This is a genomic window from Streptomyces sp. NPDC048352 (assembly GCF_040651895.1).
In the GTDB taxonomy this organism is placed as follows: domain Bacteria; phylum Actinomycetota; class Actinomycetes; order Streptomycetales; family Streptomycetaceae; genus Streptomyces.
This window is the reverse complement of record NZ_JBEZKZ010000049.1, coordinates 14,488-38,801: the sequence shown is the minus strand read 5'-3', so window position 1 is coordinate 38,801 and position 24,314 is coordinate 14,488. Positions and strand designations below refer to the sequence as shown.

Here is a 24,314-nt window from a genome sequence, read left to right as displayed (position 1 = left end):
CCAGGGGCGCTCCTCCGGGGGATCCGCAAGCCCTGACTGGGCACCCGGTCCCGCCGTGAGGAGGTTCGGCGTACTGGGTGTCCGTTCGAGGCGGACGTGGGGAGCGTCCGCCTTTGGCGTCTGAGGGATCCGGAGCGCCGCCGTCAGTAAACATATATACCGTCGAGTAAGCAAGAGTATGAAAAATTTCATGCATGTCCCGGCTCTGAATATCCCGCTTCGGCGTGCGGGTGGGAGACCGGTGGAACCGGGGGTCGAGACCGGGTGGAACCAGCCCCTACATGAAGAAACCGTGCTGGTCGGCGACCTGCTCGTACTGTTCGAGCCGCGCCTGGGTCCGCTCCGGGTCCGCGTCGGCCATCGCCTGGAGCAGGGCGGCCGACAGCATGCCGGGGGCCGCGTACGAGTCGAAGACGAGCCGGGAACCGGTGCCGGCGGTCAGCACCACGTCCGCCGCCTCCACCAGGGGGCCCACGGTCGGGTCCGTGATCAGGACGACGCGCAGCCCCGTGCTGCGGGCCGCGCGCAGTGCGGCCAGGGTCTCGTTGGCGTGCCGGGGCATGGCGAAGGCGAGCACCCAGGTGCCGCCCGCGGCCCGGCACTGGAGCAGGGCGTCGTAGGCCACGCTGCCGCCGCGGGTCACGAGGCGCACGTCGGGGTGGATGCGGCGGGCCGCGTACGCGAAGTACTCCGCCAGGGAGACCGAGATCCGCAGGCCCAGCACGGTCAGCGGGACGGAGCCGGCCAGCTCGCGGCCGATGTCCAGCACCTGGTTGGTGTCGGCGAGGAGCCGGCGCACGTGCTCCAGGTTCTCGATCTCGGCGTCGACCGCGGCCTGGAGTTCGTTGCGCCGGATCTGCTCCCGGGTGTCCGGGGTGCCCGCCACCGCCGACAGCGCGATCGGCTGGAGCACGTCGCGCAGGGCCGGGTAGCCGCTGAAGCCGAGCGAGGAGGCGAACCGGGTGACGGACGGCTGGCTGACGCCGACGCGCTCCGCGAGCTCGGTGATGGACAGGAAGGCCGCCTCGGTGAGGTGGTCGATCAGGTACTGGGCGATCCGCCGCTGGCCCGGGGAGAGGCGGTGGCCGTCGAAGAGCGCGAGGAGCCGCTCGGCCGGCGGCCTCTCCTGCTCCGGCGGGGTCCCGCCGGGCTTGATCGCGGCCGCCTGCGCGCGTGCCTGCTGCCCCGATGACACCGGCGGCCTCCTTCTCACGTCACTCTCCTTCCAACATAGCCCACGCTCCGTGGCCGGATGATCGCCCGGCACGGTGCCGCCGCACCCCCTCGGGCGCGGCGGCACCCGCTCACGCCTGCGGCCGGGAGGGGCGGCCCGAGCCGCGGGTGAGGGAGTGGCCGTAGACGCCGGCGAGGGCCGCCAGCACCCCGCCCGCGGCCGTCCACAGCCAGCGGTCGGACCACCAGCCGCCGGACCAGCCGCCCTCCGGGGCGCGCGCCTCGCGCTGCGACTCCGAGGCGCCGGATATGCCCGGGACCAGGGGTTCGGCCAGGGCCGCGTCCACGGCCGCGGCCCCGCCCGTCTCCGTCATCGCGGCCTCCACCTGCGCCCGTACCGGCAGCCCGAGGTCCTCCTCGTGCACCCCGGCGACGGTCAGGCGGACGTAGTAGCTGCCCGGCAGCGGGTCGTTGGACCACGCCTCCGCCCCCGAGCGGACGGTGCGCAGGGTGCAGGAGAGCTCGACGGTGGCGGCCTCCCTGGCCGCCGCCGTGCTCTGCTTCCCGTAGGCGCAGGGCTGGCGGCGCCGCAGGCCGTCGTACACGTCGAGCCGCCAGGTCTGCGCCCCGTGCCGGGTGGCGCTCTGCGGGAGCGTCACCGCGGCCCGGACGGTGGCGCGCTGGCCGGTGTCGGCGGGGAACGCCCAGTAGAGGTAGTCGCCGGTGGCCGCGGAGGCCGTGGCCTTCTGCCCGGGCCGGAACAGGGCGGCGGTGCGGAAGCCCGTACCGGCCTCGGTCGGGGCCCGGCCGTCCTTGCCGGTGCCCTGGCCCGTGCTCGGGGTGGGGCTCGGGGCGGCGGTGGCGGCGGCGGCCGGTGCCAGGAGCGCGGCTCCCGCCAGCAGGGCGGCGGCGAGGGTGCGTACGGTACGCATCAGTTGGTCCTCCAGACGGAGATGCGCCAGCGCGAGATCCAGCCCCAGACCAGACCGGTCAGCAGGCCCGTGAGCACCAGCAGGCCGATCAGCCACCAGCCCCGGCCGAGGCCGAAGGAGGCCACGTCGGAGCCCTCGTCGGGGCCGTCGACCAGGTCGACGGTCAGCTCGACGGGCATCCCCGGCGCGGTCTTGACGGCCGGGCCGGCGGAGAAGGAGTTGCTGACCTGGAGGCAGACGGTCTCCGGGGTCTCGGCGGCGTCCCCGTCGAGTTCGGCCTTCGGGTACCGCAGGCCGGTGGAGATCACGTCGGTACGGCCGTCCCCAGCCTCGGAGCCGCGCACGATCTCCCGCCCGTGGACGGTGGTCGCGCGCAGCAGTACCCCGTAGTCGTTGTTGACGGCCCGGTCGGAGCCGATGCTGACCGAGGCCCGCAGCTCCTGCCCGGGGCGTACCTCGACCCGGTACCAGCGGTGTTCGCCGAAGGTCTCGCGGTCGCTGTAGAGGCCGGCCTTCAGCAGCGGGGCGCCCTCGCACTGCTTGGCGCCCTCGGTCGCCACCGGGGTGGCGACCGGGTCGGCGGCCCGGTCGACCAGCTGTCTGACCCTGCCGGAGAGTTCGGCGGTGTGCGTCACCGAGGTGTAGGTGCCCCCGGTGGCCTCCGCGATGCAGGTGAGCTGGGCGCGGGTCTTGGCGTCGGGGACCAGTCCGAGGGTGTCCACGACGAGGTGGATGCCCTTGGCCGCGATGTCGCGGGCCACCTCGCAGGGGTCGAGGGGGGCGCAGGTGTCCTCGCCGTCGGTGATGAGGACGATCCGGCGGGTGGCGTTGCCGCCGTCCAGGTCCTGGGCGGCGGCCTGGAGGGCCGGCCCGATGGGCGTCCACCCGGTGGGGGCGAGGGTGGCGACGGCGGTCTTGGCCTCCGTACGGTTCACCGTGCCGACGGGGTAGAGCTGCTTGGTGTCCTTGCAGCCGAGCGCCCTGTCCTCACCGGGGTAGGTGGCGCCCAGGGTCCTTATGCCCAGGCGGACTTCGTCGGGGACCGCGTCGAGCACCTCGTTGAAGGCCTGCTTGGCGGCGGCCATCCGGGACTGGCCGTCGATGTCGGTCGCGCGCATCGAGCCGCTGACGTCGAGGACGAGCTCGACCTTGGGCGGTTCCTTCGCCGGCCCGTCGGCGGCGGCTGCGGTGGGTGGGAAGAGTCCCGCGGTCACGGCGACGAACAGGCCGCAGGCCCCTGCCGCCAGCCGTTTTGTTGTGATCATCGCCGGATCGTATTGAGGATCGGGCACCAATCCAAAACGCGGACCAGCAGGCGGAATTCGCCCGGGCCGGGCGGCGGCACGGCGCGCGCCGCCCGGCGGGGGCGGCCGCTACCAGCGCACCGGCAGCCGGCTCACCCCGTGCATCAGGCTGCCCGGGATCCACTCCAGGGGGCCGCCGGCCGGGTCCAGCTCCAGGCCGGGGAAGCGTTCCAGCAGGCTCCGGAGCGCGATCCGGCCCTCCATGCGGGCCAGCGGGGCACCGATGCAGAAGTGCAGCCCGTGCCCGAAGGCGAGGTGCCCTCCGGGGGCGCGGCGGATGTCGAACACGTCGGGCTCGGCGAAGCGGCCCGGGTCCCGGCCCGCGCCGGAGAGGGAGGCGAGCACGACCGACCCGGCGGGGATGAGGACGCCGCCGAGCTCCACGTCCTTGGCCGCGTAGCGGTAGGTGGCGTTCTGCACGGGCCCGTCGTAACGGAGCATCTCCTCCACGGCGCCGCCCAGCAGCCCGTCGTAGTCGGCGCGGAGCGCGGCCAGTTGGTCCGGGTGCGCCAGCAGGGCCCGTACGCCGTTGGAGATGAGGTTGACGGTGGTCTCGTGGCCGGCGACGAGGAGGAGGAAGGCCATGCCGATCAGCTCGTCGGGGGACAGCGAGTCGCCGTCCTCGTCGCGGGTGCGGATCAGCGCGCTGAGCAGGTCGTCGCCGGGTGACTCGGCCTTGGCCGCGAGGAGTTCCGTGAGGTAGAGGCTGAGCTGGACGTGGGCGTCGGCGTTCGTGGCCTCGGGGCGGGGCGCCACGATGTCGTTGGACCAGCGGCGGAAGCGTTCGCGGTCGAGGTCCGGGACGCCGAGGAGCTCGCAGATGACCGTCATCGGCAGCGGGAAGGCGAGGGCCTCGATCAGGTCGGCGGTGCGCGCGGGGCGGGCGGCCATCGCGTCCAGCAGCTCGTCGGTGACCTGCTGGACGCGGGGGCGCATCGCCTCCACCCGGCGGGCGGTGAACTCCCGGGCCACCAGGCGGCGCAGGCGGGTGTGGTGGGGCGGGTCGGACTCCAGCATGTTGGCGTTGGAGGCGCTGGGCTCGATGTCCGGATACAGCCCGGAGGTACGCCAGTCCTTCAGCAGGTCCGGGTGGGTGAGGGCCTGGCGGGCCTCCTCGTACCCGACGACGATCCAGTACGGATCCTCCCCGGGCGTGACGCCCCTGACCTGGTGCACCGGCCCGGCCGCGCGCAGCGACGCGTAGAAGGAGTGGGGATCGGAGTCGAAGTCGGGAGCGCTGGAACTGATGTCAACTACAGGCATCCGGTCACACTACGACGGGCAAAGCCGCCCGGAGACGGGCGAATCCGGCCACTCCTGCGCGCGAATGGCCGGTCTCCTGCCCCGGGCGGATGGCACCGGATTCCGGCCCGCCGCCGAGTCCGGGCGGAGAGCCGGATTCCGGTCCGCCGGGCGGAGGGCGGCCGGGTTCCGGTCCGCCGGGCGGGCGCCGCGGGCCGCGTCCGTCAGTCGCGCAGTCCTTCGGGGAGGCGGCCGGTGTGCACCACCCCGAGGTGCTGGGTGGCGCGGGTGAGCGCGACGTACAGGTCGCTCGGTTCGAGGTCCGCGGGCTCGGCCACGATCACCGTGTCGAACTCCAGCCCCTTGGCCTGGCGCGGGTCCAGCAGGACCACGGGCCGGGTCAGGTCCGGCTCCTGCCCCGCCCGTACGCCGGGCAGCGCGGCGGCCAGGGCCGGGTGCAGCGGGCGCGGGGCGATCACCGCGAGCCGGCCCTCGGCCGGGGCGCCCTCGCGCACCGCCTCGGCGACCGCGCCGGCGAGGTCGGGCGCCGCCCGCACCCAGGGCCGTACGCCGGTGGAGCGCACCGAGCGCGGCGGTTCGAAGCCGGGCCGGTGGGCGCGCAGCACCGCGGCCGCCAGCTCCATGATCTCCGCCGGCGTGCGGTAGTTGACGCCGAGCCGTACGTGTTCCCAGCGGTCGCCGACGTACGGGTCGAGGATCTGCTTCCACGAGCCGCAGCCGGCCTCCTCGCCGGTCTGCGCCGGGTCGCCGACCAGGGTCATGGAGCGGGTCGGGCAGCGGCGCATCAGCAGCCGCCAGGCCATCTCGGACAGCTCCTGCGCCTCGTCGACGATGACGTGGCCGAACGCCCAGGTCCGGTCGGCGGCGGCGCGTTCGGCGGTGGTGCGGTGGTCGGCCTCCTCCTGCCGCTCCGCCATCCGCTCGGCGTCGATGATGTCGTGGGCCGCGAGGTACTCGTTCTCCATGTCCTCGAACTCGTAGGACTCCGAGCCCGCCGACAGGTCCAGGACGCCCTGGGCGTAGGCGATGCGCTCCAGCCGGTCGCGCTCGGCCGCCGCCCGCTCCGCGCTGTCGTCCACGCCCAGGAGCTCGGCGGCCTCGTCGAGGAGCGGGACGTCGGCCGGGGTCCAGTCGCCGGAGGTGCGGCGGATCAGCTCGGCCTCCCGCGCCGGGAGGTGGGAGGGGTCGGCGAGGAAGTCGGCGACCAGCTGCTCGGGGGTCAGGCGCGGCCAGAGGGTGTCGATGGCGGCGTGCACCGCGGGGCTGGTCGCGATCTCCTTGCCGAGCTGCGCGACGTCGTCCGGGCCGAGGAGGTTGGGGCCGCCGTAGGGGTCGGCGCCGAGCCGGTCGGCCAGCTGCTCGGTGAGGGCGTCGACGACGGCGAAGGCGAAGTAGGGGCGGGCCGGGTTGTGGGGCAGGGCGGTGGCGCGGGCCCGGTCGCGGGCCGCGTGCGCCATGGTCCGGTCGAGCAGGAGCGTGCCGTAGTCGTCGTGGTCGATCTCCAGTGCCGGTTCGGGGACCACGGCGCTGTCCTCCCCACTGCCGGCGGGAACCGCCTCGGGCAGCGTCTGGCGGTCGGCGACGACCCGGGCCAGGACCTCGGCCATGCCGGCGCGGCCCTTGACGGCGGCGGCGCCGGGGCGGTCGGTGCCGGTGGCGCGCAGCCCCGGGTACAGGTCGCCGGGGGAGGCCAGGAGCACCCCGGTCTCGCCGAGGGCGGGCAGCACCTCGCCGATGTAGCCGAGGAAGGCGGGGTTGGGGCCGACGATCAGCACGCCCCGCCGGGCGAGGAGCTCGCGGTGGGCGTAGAGGAGGAAGGCGGCGCGGTGCAGGGCGACGGCGGTCTTCCCGGTGCCGGGGCCGCCCTCCACGACGAGGACGCCCTGGTGCGGGGAGCGGATGACGCGGTCCTGGTCGGCCTGGATGGTCCGCACGATGTCGTGCATGCGGCCGGTGCGGGCGGCGTCGAGCGCGGCGAGCAGCACGGCGTCCGCGTCGGCGCCCTCGTACCCGGTGCGCTCGGTGTCGGCGAGGTCGAGGATCTCGTCGTGCAGGGCGGTGACCCGGCCTCCCTCGGTGGTGATGTGGCGCCGGCGGCGCAGGCCCATGGGGACGTGCCCGGTCGCGAGGTAGAACGGGCGGGCCACTTCGGCGCGCCAGTCGAGGACGAGCGGGGTGCGTTCGGCGTCGTCCTGTCTGATGCCGATACGGCCGATGTGGTGGTCGCGGCCGTCGGAGAACTCGAGCCGGCCGAAACACAGGCCGTGCTCGGCGGAGTTCAGGGCGGAAAGCAGCCCGGACTGCTCGGCGACCAGGACGTCCCTTTCCAGGCGCGCCTGAAAGCCGGTGCCGCCCTCCCCCAGGGCGCCCTGAACGGCCCGTTCGGCCTGGTCCCGGAGGTCTTCGAGCCGCGCGTAGAGCATGCTGATGAATTCCTGCTCGCTCTGAAATTCGGCGTTTGACAATTCCACTCCCTGCGCGATACGATGTCCCCGTAAAGCTTCGTCATGCCCTCCTTTTTTCGAGGGCGTGAACTATTGAATATACGCAGGAGCACGCCCCGGACGTCAATTCATCCGGGGCGTTTTTCGTGCGCGTGGGGCTGCCTGCGGGCGGACGGCCCCTCCCCCGGGCGGGGGAGGCGGGTACGCGGGAGTCCTGCCGAGTGCGGTCCTGCGGCCCCTTCCCGGGGCCGACGCCGGGACCGGCGGGGGCCGACAGCATGGTGGCCATGACCAGCACCGGCTCCACCGCCGCCGTTCCCGCCGTTCCCTCAGCGCCCGTCGTCCCCTCAGCGCCCGGCGTTCCCGCCGCGCCCCGCTGGGCCGTGCGGGCCGCGCACGTCACCGCGCTGCTCACCCTGCCGACCGGCGTCTGGCGGCTGTTCCTCGCCGCCGGTTTCCTCGCGGGCTACACCGAAGCCGGCTACGCGGCGGCCGGCCTGCCGGGCTGGGGCCGGGTGTACGTCGTCCTGCTCAGCGTGGCCGGCGAGGTGCTCGCGCTGCTCGCGCTCGGGCTGGTGCGCCCCTGGGGGGTGGAGCTCCCGCGCCGGGTGCCGCTGGTGGGAGGGCGCCGGTCGGCGCCGGGCCGGGTGGTGGCCGCGGCCGGGGCGTGCGCCGTCGTCCTGACCCTCGTGTGGACGCCGTTCGCCTTCTGGTGGCTCGTCCCGCACCCCGACCTGACCGCCACCGGCGCCACCCTGATCGGGTTCCTCTACCTGCCGCTCGCCGCCTGGGGCCCGCTGCTCGGCGCCCTCACCCTCTCCTACCGCCGCCGGCACCGCGCCGCCGCGCACCCGTACGAGGCAGCGGGTCCGCGTCATATGAGGTGATATGCATGTGATCTTCTAGCATGGCGTCCCTCCCGTCCCTGCGGTCGTCGCACACCGAGGAGTCGCATGTCCCGAGCAGCACACCGGTCGGCACACCGGTCCGCCGCCGTGGCCGCCGTGCTGGCCGCAGCCGTCCTCCTGTCCCAGCCGGCCGTCGCGGCCGCTCCGGCCCACGACCGGTCGGACACGGAGGCCGGCGAGGCCGCCCTGATCGGTCAGGAGCACGCGCGGGCGCACGCCGAGCGGCGCCGGGCCGCCCGCGGCACCGACTACCCGCAGGCCACCCGCACCGCCGGCCTGGCCGCGCTGACCGCGTCACAGGAGCTGGCGAACCGGGCCTTCCGGCCGCAGGAGTCGGGCCGGTTCACCGACTTCTTCCCCTCCCCCGACTTCGGGGTGCACCTGGCCCAGCTGCCGACCGGCAAGGTGCTGCTCTTCTCCTTCGAACGCGTCGAGGTCGACCCCACCAAGGAGACCGGCCCGACCGACCGGATCGGCCCGACCAACGCGGGCCGCGCCTTCCTCTGGGACCCGGCCAGGGGGACCGGCGCCCGCGCCTTCAAGGAGGTCCGGCCGCCGACCGTCTTGATGCCGGACGGTACGTACGTCCCGCGCCCCGCGCCGTTCTTCTGCGCCGGGCACGCGTTCCTGCCCAACGGCATGCTCGCGGTCTTCGGCGGCAACTCCGGCGGCAAGGGCGGCAGCGGCGCGAAGCTCTCCTTCGTCTTCGACCCGTGGACCGAGCACTGGTACCGCAACCGGGACATGTCGGTGGGCCGCTGGTACCCCTCCGCGGTCACCGGCGCCGACGGCCGCCAGTTCATCATGTCCGGCCAGTCCGAGCGCGGTACGGGCACCCCCACCCCGGTGGTGGAGCGGTTCCCCGCGAAGGGGCTGCGGGTGCCCTGGCGCCCGTACGACATCCCGCTGGGCGTCGCGGTCGACCGGTTCCGGGCGGACGCCCCCTTCCGCAACGACTACCCGCACCTGTTCTCGCTGCGGGACGGCATGATCTACGGGCTGGGCCGGGACGCCGACCAGCAGTGGCTCTTCGACCCGGTCAGGGAGACCCGCAGCGACCTGCCCCGGCGCCCGGCGGACTTCCGCGGCTACGGCTCCGCCGTGCCGCTGCCGGCGGGGCTGCGCGGCCCGGACTCCGTGCTGGTGCTCGGCGGGGACCCGCACGACCCCCACACCTACCGGCTCGCGGGCGGGCGGTGGACCACCGAGGAGCCCCGGGCCTTCGGCCGCACCCAGGACGACACCCTGATCCTCCCGGACGCCACCCTGCTCACCGTCAACGGAGCCCTGGACACCCGCGACTACGGCCACGGCCCCTTCAACCCCGAGGCCGACCTCAAGTACCGCCACACCGAGCTGCGCGACGCCGCCGGCCACTGGCGGCTCGGCCCGGCGCAGCGGCTGCCCCGCGGCTACCACTCCAACGCGCTGGTGCTGCCCGACGGGCGGGTGATGGTGACCGGCGACGAACTCCAGCAGATCGCCAACGACCCAGACATCCGTGACTCGATGGACGGCAGCATCGAGCTCTACGAGCCCCCCTACCTGCACCGGGGCGCCCGGCCCGCGCTCGACCGGGCACCGCGGGGCGAGCTCGCCCACGGCGCCGCCTTCGAGGTGCGCAGCTCCACCGCCTCCGCCGTCCGGCGGGCCGTGCTGCTGGCCCCGACCACGGTCACCCACGCGGTGAACACCAGCCAGCGGCACCTGGAGCTGCCGATCACCGCGGTGCGCGGGGACACCCTCGCCCTGCGGACCCCGCCGACGGCGGCGGACGCTCCGCCCGGCTACTACATGCTGTTCCTGCTCGACGGGCGCGGGGTGCCCAGTACGGCCAAGTGGGTGAAGCTCGGGCGGCGGTAGCCGCCTTCCCGCTCCATGTCCCGGTGCCTGCGGGCGGGTCGCCCGGATGGGTGCGGACGGGGCTTCCCCGCACGACACGCCGTCGGGGGCCTCGTAGCGTCGTCAGCACGCGGCCGCTCCGCCCCCGCGGGGCCGGAGCGGTCAGGGGGGTCTCCCGACGAGAGGCCGTACCGATGGGAAGCGACGTCTCCATAGCCAGCCTGCTCCGGGTGCACCGGGGCACCGCCGAGCCGGAGGAACTGGCCGCGATCGCGGTGGTGGTCGCCTGCCTCACGGGCCGGGCCGCACAGCCGCGGCCCCGGCCGGGCCGGCGCGCGCACCACCGCCCGCGTCCCCGGGCCGCCGGCCACGGGTGCTGGGCGGGGTGCTGGGCGTGCCGGTGAGCCGGCCCGGCACCGCCTGCCGCCGGACCGGCCCGCAACCGCCCTCAGACGCGGCGCAGCAGCCGCTTGAGGGCGTCCGTCAGCTCGCCCCGCGGATCGGCCGGGAGGCCCTCCGCGCGCCACGCCACGAACCCGTCCGGGCGTACGAGGACGGCGCCGTCGGCGGGCAGCTCGTGCAGCTCCGCCCAGTCGGCGCCGTCCGGCTGGACCAGGTCGGCGTCCGGTGCGGAGCCGACGGTGTAGGCGTCCAGGAGCGCGCCCGTCTCCCGCGCCGCCTGCCGGGCCGCCTCCCGCCAGGGCGTGCCCGGGCCGCTCAGCAGCACGAACGAGCGCTCGTACAGGTCCAGCGTGGAGATCCGCTCGCCGTCCCGGGTGAGCCACATGTGCGGCGCCCGGGTGCCGACGTCGCCCTTGAGGCGCATCTCCTCCGGGATGACGGGCCGGGACGGGTCGCCGCCGAGGACGGCGCCGCGCGGATAGCAGTAGCCCATGGCCGTGGTGAGGACCCCGCTGCCGGGACCGCCGCCCATGGTGGGCGGCGGCACGTAGCCGGGGTGGCTGTGCTCGGCCGAACGGGCGGAGGCGCGCTCGCTGGTGGCGCGGGCGACGGGGAGGCGCTCCTCCTCGTAGCTGTCCAGCAGGCGGGGGCCGGCGGAGCCGTTCAGCACCGCGGCGATCTTCCAGGCGAGGTTGTGCGCGTCCTGGATGCCGGTGTTGGAGCCGAACGCCCCGGTCGGGGACATCTCGTGGGCCGCGTCGCCCACCACGAAGACCCGGCCGACCGCGTACTGCTCGGCGACCCGTTCCGCGGCGTGCCAGGGGGCCTTGCCGCCGATCTCCACGTCGAGGTCGGGCACGCCGATGGCCTCGCGGATCTGCGCGGTGCAGCGTTCCTCGGTGAAGTCCTCCAGCGTCTCGCCCGTCTCCGGGTGCCAGGGGGCGTGGAAGACCCACTGGGTCTCGTTGTCGACCGGCAGCAGCGCCCCGTCCGCGCCCGGCCGCATCAGGTAGCAGACGATGAAGCGCAGGTCGCCCAGGGCCTCGGCGAGGCGCTCGGAGCGGAAGACGATGCTCACGTTGTGGAACAGCTCGCCGTTGCCCGTCTGGCGGATGCCCAGTGCCTCGCGGACGGGGCTGCGCGGGCCGTCCGCGGCGATGAGGAAGTCGGCGCGGACGGTGAGGTGCTCCCCGGTCTCGCGGTCCTTCACCAGGGCGGTCACGCCCGTGGCGTCCTGGTCGAAACTCATCAGTTCGGTGGAGAACCGCACGTCGGCGCCCTGGGCGCGGCTCTGTGCCGCCAGCACCGGCTCGATGTTGTTCTGGCTGCACAGGCACCAGCCGGTGGGGCTGAAGCGGGCGAGCGCCCCGGTGGGGTCGACCGCCTTGATGAGCCACTTGTGCTCGCCGCCGATGAGGGCCTGCGTCTGCAGGATGCCCTGGTTGGCCTCCAGGGCGGAGGCCTCCTTGCGGATGGCGGGTTCGACGCCCGCCGTCCGGAACAGTTCCATCGTCCGGGCGTTGATGCCCCGTCCGCGCGGGTGGACGGAGGTCCCGGCGTGCTTCTCGACCACCATGTGCCCGATGCCGTGGCGGCTCAGGAACAGCGAGGTGGAGAGGCCTACGAGGGAACCGCCCACGACGAGGACCGGTACGCGGACATCGGCATGTTCTTCCATCGGCTGCGGGCTCCTGTTTCGTATGGGGGGCAGTGGACGCCTTATGCCCCCGATCAGCGTTCCTGCCTTGGCGAGTCGCGTCTTGTCACCCGCTTGATCCGGAGATGTAGCGATCCGTACCCGGCCGGATGACGATGAGCGACAGCGGCGGCCCCACTTGGGCCACAGCGTCCGCCGTTCCCGGACCGAGCAGGCCCGCGGGGCCCGCAGGGGCCCGCGCCCCCGGCAGTCGCCGCCGACGACGCATCGCATCGCGCGCGCCGGTCCCAGGCCCTCACGAAGGAGTGAGCAGATGACAACCACCCTGTCCGAACGGGTGTCGCAGTCCGCGTTCGACGGCTCCATGCTGCGGGTCGTCCTGCTGATGGACCTCCACGAGGGCGCCCAGCAGCGGTTCTTCGACGCCTACGAGCAGCTGCGGCACGACATCGCCTCGGTCCCCGGGCACCTGGGCGACCAGCTCTGCCAGTCCTTCGCGAACCCCTCGCAGTGGCTGATCACCAGCGAGTGGGAGAGCGCGCCGCAGTACCTCGCGTGGGTGAACAGCGAGGAGCACGCCGAGCAGGTCCGGCCGCTGGGCGCCTGCGCCCGCTCGATGCGGCCGCTGACCTTCACCGTGCTGCGGGAGACCGGAAAGCGGTACGAGGCCCCCCAGCGGGCGTCGCGCGGCCGGCTCCAGGTCGCGCCCCGGCTCGGGGAGGGCGTCGTGCGGCACGCGCTGACGTTCACGGTCAAGCCGGGCAGCGAGGCCGAGGTCGCCCGGATCCTGTCCTCGTACACCTCCCCGGCGGCCCGCGTCGACGACCACACCCGGCTCTGCCGCACCTCCCTGTTCATGCACGGCAACCGGGTGGTCCGGGCCGTGGAGGTCCAGGGCGACCTGACGGCGGCGCTGCGGCACGTGTCGGAGCAGCCCGAGGTGCGGGCCGTCGAAGAGGCCATCAACCCATACCTGGAGCAGGACCGGGACCTGTCCGACCCGGAGTCGGCGCGGATGTTCTTCATGCGGGCGGCCCTGCCTGCGGTCCACCACGTCGCCGCGCACGGGCCGCAGCCCGACGAGGTGACGCGGCACGCGCTGTACTACCCGGCGAAGGCGGGCTGCGGGCCGCTCGTCGCCCGCTTCCTGGCCCGTCAGGACGAGGCGGCCGCGAAGGTCCCCACGTCCCCGGTGCTGAGCAGCAGCATCTTCCAGCGGGACGACGTCGTGGTCCGCCTCCTCGACGTCAAGGGCCCGGCCGACGCCCGGTTCGCGGCGGGCTTCGGCATCGAGGGTCCCCGCAGGGCCGCGGTGCTGCGCCGCCTGCTGGCCGGGGCGCCCGGCTCGGCGCCGGACGCACCCCACCCCATGGACCTGATCACCGACCGCCGGGCTCCGGCGCAGGCCTGATCCGGACGGGCCGCGGGCACCGCCCGGATCCGGCCCCCCGCCCCACCCCCGTCCCCACCCGGCAGCCCATGCGCACGACCAGGCTGCGATCCGCCAGGAGGAAGTCAGCATGACCAGACATCAGCCGCGCATCGTCGACCTCAGCGAGACCCAGCCCAACCGCAGGCGCGGAGGGGATCTGCGCGCCGTGCTCACCCCGACCTCGGTGGGCTCGACCAGCGGCTTCATGGGCCTGGCGGTGATGGCTCCCGGGGAGTCGATCGCCGAGCACTACCACCCGTACTCCGAGGAGTTCGTGTACGTGGTCGCCGGCACGCTGGAGGTGGACCTCGACGGCGAGACCCACCCGCTGCGCACCGACCAGGGACTGCTGGTCCCGCTGAACGTGCGCCACCGGTTCCGCAACACCGGCGGCACCGAGGCCCGGATGGTCTTCCACCTCGGCCCGCTCGCCCCGCGCCCGGAGCTGGGGCACGTGGACACCGAGGAGGCGCCGAACCCGGACGCCTCGGCCTGGGCGGAGCGTCCCCCGGAGCGCTCCGGGGTGGTCTCGTGACGCGCCGGCGGGTGGCGGTCACCGGGGTCGGCGTCGTCGCCCCCGGCGGCATCGGTACCTCCGCCTTCTGGGACCTGCTGTCCAACGGGCGTACGGCGACGCGGGGCATCACCCTGTTCGACCCGTCCGGGTTCCGCTCCCGGATAGCCGCCGAGGTCGACTTCGACCCGCGTGAGCACGGCCTCACCGGCGACGAGGCGGCCCGGGCGGACCGCTACATCCAGTTCGCCCTGGTCGCCGCCCGGGAGGCGATGGCCGACGCCGGGCTGGAGCTCGACGGTGAGAGCGCCTGGCGTACGGGCGTCTCCCTGGGCACGGCGGTCGGCGGTACCACCCGGCTGGAGCACGACTACGTCGCGGTCAGCCAGCAGGGGGCGTGGTGGGACGTGGACCACCGCCTCTCCTCCCCCTTCCTGCACCGCGCGTTCACCCCCGCCACCCTCGCCTCGGCGGTGGCGGAGCAAGCGGGGGCGCGCGGCCCCGTACAGACGGTCTCGACCGGCTGCACGTCGGGGCTCGACGCCGTCGGGTACGCCGTGCACTCCATCCAGGAGGGCCGGATGGACGTGTGCGTCGCCGGCGCGTCGGACTCCCCCGTCTCCCCCATCACCGTGGCCTGCTTCGACGCCATCAAGGCGACCTCGGCGAACAACGACGACCCGGCGCACGCCTCGCGGCCCTTCGACGCCGACCGGGACGGTTTCGTCCTCGGCGAGGGCGGCGCCGTCCTGGTGCTGGAGGAGCTGGAGCACGCCCGGGCCCGCGGGGCCCGCGTCTACTGCGAGATAGGCGGCTACGCCACCTTCGGCAACGCCCACCACATGACCGGGCTGACGACCGAGGGCCTGGAGATGGCGCGGGCGATCGAGACGGCCCTGGCGCAGGCCAGGATCGACGCGCGGGACGTCGACTACGTCAACGCGCACGGCTCCGGCACCAAGCAGAACGACCGCCACGAGACGGCGGCCGTCAAGCGGGTCCTCGGCGACCACGCCTACAAGACGCCGATGACCTCCATCAAGTCGATGGTGGGGCACTCCCTCGGCGCGATCGGGGCGATCGAACTCGCGGCCTGCGTGCTGGCCATGAAGCACCACGTGGTGCCGCCGACCGCGAACTACGAGACCCCCGACCCGGAATGCGACCTGGACTACGTGCCGCGGACCGCCCGCAGCCACACGCTGCGCAGCGTGCTGTCCGTCGGCAGCGGCTTCGGCGGCTTCCAGTCGGCGGTGGTCATGACCCAGCCCAAGGAGGTACGCGCGTGAACAGCCGTACTGCCGGCACGTCGGTGGCCGTCACGGGCATCGGGGTCGTCGCGCCCAACGGGATCGGCGCGGCCGCCTTCTGGAAGGCGACCCAGGCGGGTGACAGCGTCCTGGACCGGGTGACCCGCCAGGGGTGCGAGCACCTTCCGGTGCGGGTCGCCGGTGAGGTGCGGGGCTTTGACCCCGGGGCGCTGGTCGAGGAGCGGTTCCTCGTCCAGACCGACCGCTTCAGCCACTACGCGCTGGCGGCGGCCGACCTGGCGCTGGAGCACGCCCGGCTGGGCAGGGCGGACTACGAGGACGATCCGTACGCGGTGGGCGTCGTCACGGCGGCCGGCTCGGGCGGCGGCGAGTTCGGGCAGCGCGAGCTGCAGCGGCTGTGGGGGCAGGGCCCCCGCTACGTCGGGCCGTACCAGTCGATCGCCTGGTTCTACGCGGCGAGCACCGGCCAGATCTCCATCCGGCGCGGGTTCAAGGGCCCCTGCGGGGTGGTGGCGAGCGACGAGGCGGGTGGGCTGGACGCCTTCGCGCACGCCGCCCGCGGGATCCGCCAGGGCAGCCGGGCGATGCTGGTCGGCGCGACGGAGGCGCCGCTCGCGCCGTACTCGGTGGTGTGCCAGCTCGGGTACGAGGGGCTCAGCACCGCCGAGGACCCGGAGCGCGCCTACCGGCCCTTCACCGCGAAGGCCTGCGGGTTCGTCCCGGCGGAGGGCGGCGCGATGTTCACCGTCGAGGACGCCGCGGCGGCCGAGCGGCGCGGCGCGCCGGTGCGGGCCCTGGTGGCCGGGCACGCGGCCACCTTCACCGGGCCCGGGCGGCCCGAGGAGTCCGCGGAGGGCCTGGCCCATGCCATCCGCGGGGCGCTGCAGGAGGCCGGCCTGGCTCCGGAGGAGGTGGACGTGGTCTTCGCCGACGCCCTGGGCACGCCCGAGGCGGACGCGGCGGAGGCGCGGGCGATCCGGGAGGCGCTGGGCGGGTACGGGGCGAAGGTGCCCGTCACCGCGCCCAAGACCGGTACCGGGCGGGCGTACTGCGCGGCCGGCACCCTCGACGCGGCCGCCGCGGTCCTGGCCCTGGAGCACGGGGTCGTGCCCCCCACCCCGAACGTCTTCGACGTCTGCCACGACCTCGACGTGGTCACCGGCAGCGCCCGTGTCGCCCCCCTGCGGACCGCGCTCGTCCTGAGCCGGGGCCGGATGGGGTCGAACGCGGCCCTCGTCCTCCGCAAGGGGCCCGGATCCGCGGTGTAGGGACCGGTACCCCGTTCGTCAGGGCCGGGTGCGGGCAAGGGGCCCGGTCCCGGGAAGCTGGAAAGAGAGAAGGCACCATGTCCGACCGACTGACCCTGGAAGAGCTGGCGACGCTCATGAAGTCCGCCGGCATCACCGTCGACCCCGCGGAGCTGGCGAGCCGCCCGGACTCCCGGTTCGACGACTACGGCCTGGACTCGCTGGGCCTGCTCGGCATCGTCGGTGAGCTGGAGAACCGGCGGGGCCGCGCGCTGCCCGCGGACGCGGACCGCTGCAAGAGCCCCCGCGAGTTCGTCGACCTCGTCAACAACAGCCTCATGACCGGAGCCTGACATGCCTGGACACACCGACAACGAGATCGTGGTCAAAGCCCCCGTCGACGTCGTGTGGGACGTGACGAACGACCTGCCCAACTGGCCGAAGCTGTTCAGCGAGTACGCGTCGGTCGAGATCCTGGAGAAGGCCGGGAACACCACCCGGTTCCGCCTCGCCATGCACCCGGACGAGAACGGGGTGGTGTGGAGCTGGGTCTCGGAGCGGACGGTGGACCGGGAGGGCCTGACGGTGAGGGCGCGCCGGGTGGAGACCGGTCCGTTCGCGCACATGGACATCCACTGGGAGTACGGCGAGGTGCCCGGAGGCACCCGCATGCGGTGGGTGCAGGACTTCGCCATGAAGCCGGACGCGCCGATCGACGACGCGGGCATGACCGACCGCATCAACCTCAACTCCCGGATCCAGATGGAACTCATCCGGGACAAGATCGAGCAGCGGGAGCGGAGCGGCCGCAAGGCCGTCGCCGGCCGCCGCTGAGGCACCGCCCCTCCCGAGTCGAAAGGCACCCCCCGATGCACCAAGCCCTCATCGTGGCCCGTATGGCACCCGGTTCGGCGCCCGACATCGCCGGCCTGTTCGCCGCCTCGGACGCGGGTGAACTGCCCCGCCTGGTCGGGGTCAGGCGCCGCAGCCTCTTCCAGTTCGGGGAGGTGTACATGCACCTGATCGAGTCCGACACGGATCCGGCTCCGGCCATCGCCAAGGTCACCGGGCACCCGGAGTTCGTGGACCTGAGCGAGCGGCTCTCGGCCTTCGTCAGCCCGCACGACCCGCAGACCTGGCGGGGCCCGAAGGACGCGATGGCCCAGCGGTTCTACGTCTGGGAGCGGGACGCCGTCCGGTAGTCCGTAGGGGTGCCCATGCCGGCGCGGCGCCTTCCGGGCGGCCTGGGCACCCACGGGCGCGGGCGGCGCACGCCTCCCGCTTCACGGCTCGTGACGGGGAGAATTCGGCAGGTAGTTTTTGAATGAATACCTGACTGAATTCCCGTCAACAAGGTTCCGCCTCATATCTCGATTTGGTAACGAGATAGCGGAAAAGGCCTGGACCTTTCCTGTGCGACGCGCGTAACTCCCCCTTTTACAAAGCAAGTTGACAGTTCATCAAATCACGCAACAAGGTAACGGATAGATTTCTCGGGCCGGGCTCCCCTTTGTCCGAATTCTCCGAGCCGCTCATCTGGCAAGCTTCCGCGCACCCACTCTCCTGACCAGGACTTGAGGTGCGCATGACAGCACGATCCACCGGCCGGCGCCGCAAGCCCGGCCACCGGCGCAAACCCCGGAAGCTGATACTCCTGACCGCCGCCATGGCCTCGGCGGCGGTCCTCGCGGCAGGCATCGCCTACTCCGGCCTCGGCGGCGACGCCGAGGCGACCACGCCCGCACTGGCCGCGGCACCCTCCGCCCCCGCCGAACCGGCTGCCGCACCGGCCCGGGACGCGGAACCGGCCCCCCTCCCCAAGGCGCCCGCCAACGAAGGCTCGCGCGGCATGGTGTACGACGGCCTCGAGACGGCGCCCCAGGGCGACCGCTGCGTCGGCGTCTACCGCACGAAGGCGGGCCTGTGCACGCACGGCCCCGACGCTCCCCCCGGGGGCGTCGACATCAAGCGGGACGTGGAGCCCGTGGTCCGCACCAAGGCCCCCGCGGCCGATCCCGCCTCCCCCGCCGACGCCGACCCGGCCGCCACGGAAGGCGGCGGGCGTCCTCAGGACGCGCCCGCCGCCGACGCCCGCAGCGCCGCGAGCGCGAAGGCCCCGGCCCCGCCGGCGTCCGGCAGCCAGGCGGTCGCCGCCGGGCCGGCCGGGCAGACCGTCCAGTGCGACGGCGACGGCAGCACCGGCAACCGCGTCCAGGTCGTGTACGTGCACGGCCCCGGCCGCGACCGGTACGCCGAGTACGTGGCCTCGTTCCGCAAGTGGGCGGCCGACGCCGACCTGATCTACGCGGCCAGCGCCAAGGAGACCGGCGGCGTCCGGCACATCCGCTACGTGACGGCCGCCGACTGCACCCCCTCGGTGCTCAACATCGAGCTGCCCGACTCCGCACTGTCGGAGTTCAGCGCCACCAACAACGCACTCGCCGGCAAGGGCCTCGACCGCCGCGACCGCAAGTACATGATCTTCGCGGACACCCAGGTCTACTGCGGCATCGGCACCTTCAACGGCGACGAGCGGCCCGGCCAGAACAACCTGAGCAACTTCGGCCCCTCCTACGGGCGTACGGACTCGGGCTGCTGGGGCGGCCACACCGCCGCGCACGAACTCGGCCACAACCTGGGCGCGGTCAACAACAGCGCGCCCAACACCAGCCGGGGCGCGCACTGCACCGACGAGTGGGACGTCATGTGCTACTCGGACACCCCGTACTACCCGCAGATGCGCACCATCTGCACCAACAAGGCCGCCGAGAACATCCTGGACTGCAACCACGACGACTACTTCCACACCAGTCCGAAGGCCGGCAGCTACCTGGCCACCCACTGGAACATCGCCGACAACCAGTTCCTGATGCGCGGCGAGGGCGGTGGCGGCGGCACCACCCCGAACCCGAACCCGTCACCGACGGCCAAGCCGACCCCGTCGCCCACCACGAAGCCCACCGGGGCCCCCGCGGTGACGGCCGGCCAGATCCAGTCGGACTCGGTGGTGCTGAGCTGGCCCAAGGCCGAGGGCGCCGCCTGGTACCAGGTCCTGCTGAACGGCAAGCACCTGACCTGGGTCCAGTCCACCTCCCTGCGCGTGTACAACCTCAAGCCCGGCACCGCGTACACGGCCGCCGTGTCGGTCCGCGACGGCTCCGGCCGTGACAGCGGCCCCGGCAAGGCCGCCTCGTTCCGTACGACCGGCACGGGCGACGGCGCCACCACCCCGGGCACCCGCTACGTGCTCGGCAACGGCAGCAGCGGCATGGCCGCCGAGCTGTGGGGCGGGCGCACCGCCGACGGCACCGTCCTCGTCGCGAACCGGACCAACGGCTACGCGCAGCAGCAGTGGTACTTCGACGACGCGGGCAACGGGACGGTGCGGATCAAGTCCGCGGCGTCCGGCAAGTGCCTCCAGCCCGGCGGCGCTCCCGCGGCGAACATGTGGATCGCGCAGCAGCCCTGCGGGAACTCCGCCGCCCAGCAGTGGCGGGTGAACGCCCGCGACGGCGCGGTGACCATCACCGACGCGAGCGGCGGCTTCGCCCTCACGGTCAGCAACCGGCCCTACTACGGGACCTGGCTGCTCGACCTCCAGCGCGCGGACGGCCGTCCCGCGCAGGTCTGGACGGCCCGCAAGGCCGGCTGACCGCACCGAACCGGCGGGCGGCCGTACTCCCCTACGGCCGCCCGCCCTCCGCTCTCCCGCGACCGCCGCTGCCGCCCGCGACCGCTTCCCCTCCCCCGACTCCCCTCACTGGAGCACCGTGCCGATGCGCCGACCCCTTCCCCGCCTCGCCGCCCTGGCCCTCGCCGTACTCGCCCTGCCCCTGCTGTGCCTCGCCCAGGCCGTCGGCCTGGCCGTCCCCGCCCGCGCCCACGGCGACACGCTCAAGGTGGTCGTCACCGGCCAGCGCGACGGCCGGGTCACCGCCGACGTCACCTGGGAGAACGACGGGGACGCCGTCGAGGAGGCCGTGGCCGCCACCGTGAACGCCGTCACCGCCGACGGGGCCCGTACGGCGGGCCCCTGGCGGCTGGTGCGCGACCCCGGCAAGCCGGCGGGGTGGATCACCGCCGAGGCGCTGCCGCCCGGCGCGTGGACGGTGACCGTCGACGCGGGCTTCCCCTCGCTCGGGCACGCCCGGCAGGAGATCTCCGTACCGGTGGTGGACCCGGCCCCTTCGGCCCCGTCGGCTCCGGCCACCGCCTCGGCGCCCGCGCCCGCCGCCCCACCCGCCGCTGCCCCTTCCGCGCCTTCCGCCCCGTCCACGCCTGCCGCCGCGCCCGCGCCGTCCGGCGACTCCGGTGGCCCGGGCGGCTGGTGGACCACCGCCGGAGTGGCGGGGATCGCCCTGGCCGGCGCGCTCGCGGGGGTGTTCCTGCGCCGCTCCCGACGCTGACGGAGTGTCGCCCGCCGCACCGGGCGGCGGGCGAGCATGGTGGTCCCGCGAAGGGCGCGACGGCGTACACGACGAGAGACACGGCTGGGGACTGGGCATGAAGGCCACGGAGGTACTGGCGGACGGCTTCGGACGCATCCGGGAGGTGGTCCACGAGACGGTCGCGGACCTCACGGCCGAGGAGCTCAACGCCCGGCTCGACCCGGCGGCGAACTCGATCGCCTGGCTGGTCTGGCACCTGACCCGCGTCCAGGACGACCACGTCGCGGACGCCGCGGGGCTGGAACAGGTGTGGCGGGCCGGGGGCTGGGCCGACCGCTTCGGCCTGCCGCTGCCCGCCGACGGAATCGGCTACGGGCACACCGCCGCGCAGGCCGGCACGGTCCGCGTGGACGCGCCGGAGCTGCTGCTGGGCTACTACGACGCGGTGCACGAACAGAGCCTGCGCTACGTGCGCGGCCTGGCCGCCGCCGACCTGGAGCGGATCGTCGACGAACGCTGGGACCCGCCGGTCAGCCTGGGGGTGCGGCTCGTCAGCGTCCTCACGGACGACCTCCAGCACGCGGGCCAGGCGGCCTACGTCCGGGGGGTCCTCCGGCGGAGGTCCGCGTAGCCGGGCCCCGGCGACCGGCTCAGGCCCCGGCGGGCCGGTAGGCCGCGCCCGCCCGGCCGGAGTCGGCGGCGATGTCCAGCGTGCGGGCCGCGGAGGGGTCGTCGAGGGCGTCCTCCACCTCGCAATGCCCCGGGCCCGCCCGCTGGGTGACGCGGTACCGGGTGCCCGGGGGCAGGGCCAGGTCCAGCCGGCCGGCCCCGGCGCGCGCGGTGACGTGTTCCGGCGGGGCCGCGAACCGGGCGTCGGCCCGGCCGGACCCGGCGCGGATGTCGGCCTGGGGGACGGTGAGGCCGGTGGCCCGCAGGGTGCCGGAGCCGACCCTCGCCCGCAGGGGGCCGCGCAGATCGGCCAGGGCCAGCGTGCCCGACCCCGTTTCGGCGTCGACGGTCCCGGCCAGGCCGCTGACGCTGATCCGGCCCGAGCCGCCGGAGACCCGCACCGGGATGCCGGCGGGCACGGTCACCGCGAGCCGCACCGAGCAGCCGGGCCCGGTGCTGAGGGTGAGGGCGTCACGCGGACAGTGCGGGGTCAGCTTCAGGGTGTCGCCGAGCCAGCTCTCCTCGACGGCGGGCTCCTCGAACAGCCAGGCGAAGTCGGCCCGGTAGCCGACCTGCCGGTCCCCGCGCGGGGTGATGCTCACCTCCGACGCGCCCGCCACGACCTCCACGGCGGCCACCGCCCGGCCGCCGCTGCCGCCGTCGACCGTACGGCTGCGGAGCCCGGAGTCCGTGCCCACCTGCCAGGCGGCCGCCGCCAGCACGAGGACCGAGCTGAGGGCGGCGGCGGTGTACCAGGCGAGGCGCTGCCGGCGGCCGCCGGCGGCGGGGCGGGTCACGGTGTGCCGTCCAGGAAGCGCAGGACGGCGAGGACGCGGCGGTGGCCCTCGGCGGCCGGGGGCAGGTCGAGCTTGGCGAAGATGTTGTTGATGTGTTTGGCCACCGCGCTCTCGCTGACGACGAGTCCGGCCGCGATCGCCGCGTTGGAGCGGCCTTCGGCCATCAGGGCGAGGACGTCGCGCTCGCGCGGGGTGAGCCGCTCCAGCGGGTCGGGGCCGCCCCGGCGGAGCAGCAGCTGGGCGACGACCTGCGGGTCGAGGGCGGTGCCGCCGGCCGCGACGCGGCGCAGTGCGTCGATGAACTCCTCGACGTCGGCGACGCGCTGCTTGAGCAGGTAGCCGATGCCCGCGCCGTTCTGCGAGGCCAGCAGGTCGGCGGCGTAGCGCTCCTCCACGTACTGGGACAGCAGCAGCACGGCCGTTCCGGGGCTCTGGCTGCGGATCATCAGGGCGGCCCGGACGCCCTCGTCGGTGAAGCCGGGCGGCATCCGGACGTCCACGAGGGCGAGGTGCGGCCGGTGTTCCTCCACGGCGGCCAGTAGCCCTTCGGCGTCGCCGGTTTCGGCGGCCACCTCGAATCCGGCCATTTCGAGGACTTTGACAAGACCTATGCGCAGCAGGACGGAGTCCTCGGCGATCACAGCCCGCACGGCAGCTCCACGGTGACGACGGTAGGGCCCCCGAGGGGGCTGTTGATGGAGATCGTTCCGTCGACCGACCCTACGCGCTTGCGCAGGCCGGTCAGTCCGGTGCCGGCGGCGGGATCGGCGCCGCCGACGCCGTCGTCGGTGACGACGATGCGCAGCAGGTCGCCGGCGCCGCCCGCCACGCGGGTCACACGAACCGAACAGCGCTGGGCGCGGGCGTGTTTGGCCACGTTGGCGAGTGCTTCGGAGACGACGAAGTAGGCGACGGCCTCGACGGTGGGGCCGGGGCGTTCGGCGAGGTCCACGGCGAGTTCGACGGGCAGCGGGGCGCGGGCGGCGATGCCGGAGAGCGCGGCGTCCAGGCCGCGGTCCTCGAGTACGGCCGGGTGCAGGCCCCGTACGAGGTTGCCGAGTTCCTCGATGGCCTCCTTCGCCTCGCGGTGGGCCTCGTCGATGACGGCCCTGGCCTCGGGCGGCAGGCCGGTGAGGGTGGCGCGGGCGATGCCGAGGTTCATGGCGAGGGAGACGAGGCGCTGCTGGGCGCCGTCGTGCAGGTCCCGTTCGATGCGGCGGCGCTCCAGGTCGGCGGCGTCGAGCACGCCGGCCCGGCTCTCGGCGAGGTCCTCGACGCGCCGCTCGAGTTCGCGGGCCCGGCTGGGGCCGAGGAGGGCAGCCGCCGCGGTGGCGTCGAGCCGGGCCAGGGCCGCCGCCAGCCAGGGCGCGGCGAGCAGGGCGAGCACCCCGCCAACGGTGATCAGGTCGTACTGCTCGTTCCAGTCGGGGGCGGGCGGTCCGCCGTCGGTGGGGAGCAGCCAGTACCAGGCGTAGACGGAGGCCGAGGCGGCGCCGCCGGCCCAGACGAGGACGAGGACGGCGGCTCCGGCTGCGGCGAGCGGGCTGACCAGGAGGTGGTAGCCGTACTGGCGCCAGGTCGACTCGGAGCGCATCCGCTCGGCGAGGCCGCGTGCGCTCGCCCAGCGGTGTTCGCGTACGACGGGCGGCACTTCGAGGTCCAGCAGCGACCGGAAGCGGCTGCGCTGGAGCAGCGTCAGCAGCGGGCGGAGCGCGAGGACCAGGAGGAGCGGCACGGGGCTGTGGCCGGGGAGCGCCACCAGGAGCGCGAGGCCGGTGACGAGGGGCAGGGCGGGCGGGATCGCGGCCGTGGTGAAGGCCGTGTTGCGCCAGGCCCACGCCGACCAGGGGGTGTGCGACGCGGTCCAGGTGTACATACGCCTCAGGGCGCCGCCAACTGCCATGTCCGTACGGTAATCGTATGGATCAAGGTCGTACCACCACCCTGGCACCCCGGCGGGGGTGGAGCGGGCACCACCCCCGGGCGGGACGGTGGAGCTACTGATCTTTCCCCCGCGGGCCGACAGAGTGGTGGCGTGCCCGGCGGAGCGACCGCCGGACCGGAAGGAGAC

General features: G+C 74.3%; 22 protein-coding genes. 13 read left to right on the top strand and 9 right to left on the bottom strand.

The window, feature by feature from the left end; genetic code table 11:
• Window positions 1-277: 277 nt before the first annotated feature.
• The 5 genes from AB0D45_RS23515 to AB0D45_RS23495 all read right to left on the bottom strand — a co-directional run bounded on the left by AB0D45_RS23515 (window position 278) and on the right by AB0D45_RS23495 (window position 7,095).
• Window positions 278-1,195 (bottom strand): MurR/RpiR family transcriptional regulator, encoded by a 918-nt coding sequence (locus AB0D45_RS23515; protein ID WP_361608155.1) that lies wholly within the window; start codon window positions 1,193-1,195, stop codon window positions 278-280.
• 109 nt (window positions 1,196-1,304) lie between these two features.
• Window positions 1,305-2,105 carry a hypothetical protein gene (locus tag AB0D45_RS23510; RefSeq protein WP_362462176.1) on the bottom strand — a complete coding sequence of 267 codons (801 nt, stop codon included), beginning with the start codon at window positions 2,103-2,105 and terminating at the stop codon, window positions 1,305-1,307.
• Complete coding sequence (locus tag AB0D45_RS23505; protein WP_361608149.1) at window positions 2,105-3,370, bottom strand: VWA domain-containing protein; 1,266 nt, start codon at window positions 3,368-3,370, stop codon at window positions 2,105-2,107. Before AB0D45_RS23505 ends, AB0D45_RS23510 begins: the two co-directional genes overlap by 1 nt.
• Window positions 3,371-3,478: 108 nt before the next feature.
• Window positions 3,479-4,672 (bottom strand): cytochrome P450, encoded by a 1,194-nt coding sequence (locus AB0D45_RS23500; RefSeq protein ID WP_362462173.1) that lies wholly within the window; start codon window positions 4,670-4,672, stop codon window positions 3,479-3,481.
• A gap of 203 nt (window positions 4,673-4,875) precedes the next feature.
• Window positions 4,876-7,095 (bottom strand): ATP-binding domain-containing protein, encoded by a 2,220-nt coding sequence (locus AB0D45_RS23495; protein WP_362462205.1) that lies wholly within the window; start codon window positions 7,093-7,095, stop codon window positions 4,876-4,878.
• Between the two features lie 308 nt (window positions 7,096-7,403).
• Here AB0D45_RS23495 and AB0D45_RS23490 point away from each other — a divergent pair, with 308 nt between their 5' ends.
• The 3 genes from AB0D45_RS23490 to AB0D45_RS23480 all read left to right on the top strand — a co-directional run bounded on the left by AB0D45_RS23490 (window position 7,404) and on the right by AB0D45_RS23480 (window position 10,270).
• Window positions 7,404-8,003, top strand: a complete 600-nt coding sequence (locus tag AB0D45_RS23490; RefSeq protein ID WP_362462170.1) for a hypothetical protein — start codon at window positions 7,404-7,406, stop codon at window positions 8,001-8,003.
• 66 nt (window positions 8,004-8,069) lie between these two features.
• Entirely contained in the window at window positions 8,070-9,887 is a 1,818-nt protein-coding gene (locus tag AB0D45_RS23485) for a galactose oxidase-like domain-containing protein (RefSeq protein WP_362462167.1), read from the top strand.
• Between the two features lie 173 nt (window positions 9,888-10,060).
• Window positions 10,061-10,270, top strand: coding sequence for an acyl-CoA carboxylase subunit epsilon (locus AB0D45_RS23480; protein ID WP_361608137.1), 210 nt, complete (start codon window positions 10,061-10,063; stop codon window positions 10,268-10,270).
• A 44-nt stretch (window positions 10,271-10,314) separates the two neighbouring features.
• On the opposite strand, the gene AB0D45_RS23475 is transcribed toward AB0D45_RS23480, so the two are convergent.
• On the bottom strand, window positions 10,315-11,946 hold the full coding sequence (locus tag AB0D45_RS23475) for an FAD-dependent monooxygenase (protein ID WP_362462164.1): 1,632 nt from the start codon (window positions 11,944-11,946) through the stop codon (window positions 10,315-10,317).
• Window positions 11,947-12,238: 292 nt separating this feature from the next.
• On the opposite strand from AB0D45_RS23475, the gene AB0D45_RS23470 reads away from it, so the two are divergent.
• From AB0D45_RS23470 to AB0D45_RS23425, 10 genes are all read left to right on the top strand, one after another.
• Window positions 12,239-13,336, top strand: coding sequence for a SchA/CurD-like domain-containing protein (locus AB0D45_RS23470; protein ID WP_362462161.1), 1,098 nt, complete (start codon window positions 12,239-12,241; stop codon window positions 13,334-13,336).
• Window positions 13,337-13,445: 109 nt separating this feature from the next.
• On the top strand, window positions 13,446-13,892 hold the full coding sequence (locus tag AB0D45_RS23465; protein WP_361610092.1) for a cupin domain-containing protein: 447 nt from the start codon (window positions 13,446-13,448) through the stop codon (window positions 13,890-13,892).
• Window positions 13,889-15,160, top strand: coding sequence for a beta-ketoacyl-[acyl-carrier-protein] synthase family protein (locus AB0D45_RS23460; RefSeq protein WP_362462158.1), 1,272 nt, complete (start codon window positions 13,889-13,891; stop codon window positions 15,158-15,160). The genes AB0D45_RS23465 and AB0D45_RS23460 overlap by 4 nt, the downstream gene beginning before the upstream one ends.
• A complete protein-coding gene (locus tag AB0D45_RS23455; protein ID WP_362462155.1) occupies window positions 15,157-16,410 on the top strand; it encodes a beta-ketoacyl synthase N-terminal-like domain-containing protein in 1,254 nt (417 codons plus the stop codon). Before AB0D45_RS23460 ends, AB0D45_RS23455 begins: the two co-directional genes overlap by 4 nt.
• Before the next feature lie 77 nt (window positions 16,411-16,487).
• Complete coding sequence (locus tag AB0D45_RS23450; protein ID WP_361610088.1) at window positions 16,488-16,742, top strand: acyl carrier protein; 255 nt, start codon at window positions 16,488-16,490, stop codon at window positions 16,740-16,742.
• Between the two features lies 1 nt (window position 16,743).
• Window positions 16,744-17,223 carry an SRPBCC family protein gene (locus AB0D45_RS23445; RefSeq protein WP_361610087.1) on the top strand — a complete coding sequence of 160 codons (480 nt, stop codon included), beginning with the start codon at window positions 16,744-16,746 and terminating at the stop codon, window positions 17,221-17,223.
• Window positions 17,224-17,258: 35 nt separating this feature from the next.
• A complete protein-coding gene (locus tag AB0D45_RS23440; RefSeq protein ID WP_361610086.1) occupies window positions 17,259-17,591 on the top strand; it encodes a TcmI family type II polyketide cyclase in 333 nt (110 codons plus the stop codon).
• A gap of 383 nt (window positions 17,592-17,974) precedes the next feature.
• On the top strand, window positions 17,975-20,041 hold the full coding sequence (locus AB0D45_RS23435) for an RICIN domain-containing protein (protein WP_362462151.1): 2,067 nt from the start codon (window positions 17,975-17,977) through the stop codon (window positions 20,039-20,041).
• A gap of 124 nt (window positions 20,042-20,165) precedes the next feature.
• The gene (locus tag AB0D45_RS23430; protein ID WP_362462148.1) at window positions 20,166-20,795 is read left to right on the top strand and encodes a hypothetical protein; all 630 of its coding nucleotides are present in this window, start codon (window positions 20,166-20,168) and stop codon (window positions 20,793-20,795) included.
• Between the two features lie 97 nt (window positions 20,796-20,892).
• A complete protein-coding gene (locus AB0D45_RS23425) occupies window positions 20,893-21,408 on the top strand; it encodes a DUF664 domain-containing protein (protein WP_362462145.1) in 516 nt (171 codons plus the stop codon).
• Between the two features lie 19 nt (window positions 21,409-21,427).
• Here AB0D45_RS23425 and AB0D45_RS23420 read toward each other — a convergent pair whose 3' ends face one another.
• From AB0D45_RS23420 to AB0D45_RS23410, 3 genes are read right to left on the bottom strand one after another with little or no spacing between them, the layout of a single operon-like run.
• Entirely contained in the window at window positions 21,428-22,243 is an 816-nt protein-coding gene (locus tag AB0D45_RS23420) for a hypothetical protein (protein WP_362462142.1), read from the bottom strand.
• On the bottom strand, window positions 22,240-22,893 hold the full coding sequence (locus tag AB0D45_RS23415) for a response regulator transcription factor (protein WP_361610311.1): 654 nt from the start codon (window positions 22,891-22,893) through the stop codon (window positions 22,240-22,242). Before AB0D45_RS23415 ends, AB0D45_RS23420 begins: the two co-directional genes overlap by 4 nt.
• Window positions 22,881-24,146: a sensor histidine kinase gene (locus AB0D45_RS23410; RefSeq protein WP_362462139.1), complete on the bottom strand. Its 1,266-nt coding sequence runs from the start codon at window positions 24,144-24,146 to the stop codon at window positions 22,881-22,883. The genes AB0D45_RS23415 and AB0D45_RS23410 overlap by 13 nt, the downstream gene beginning before the upstream one ends.
• Window positions 24,147-24,314: the final 168 nt, after the last annotated feature.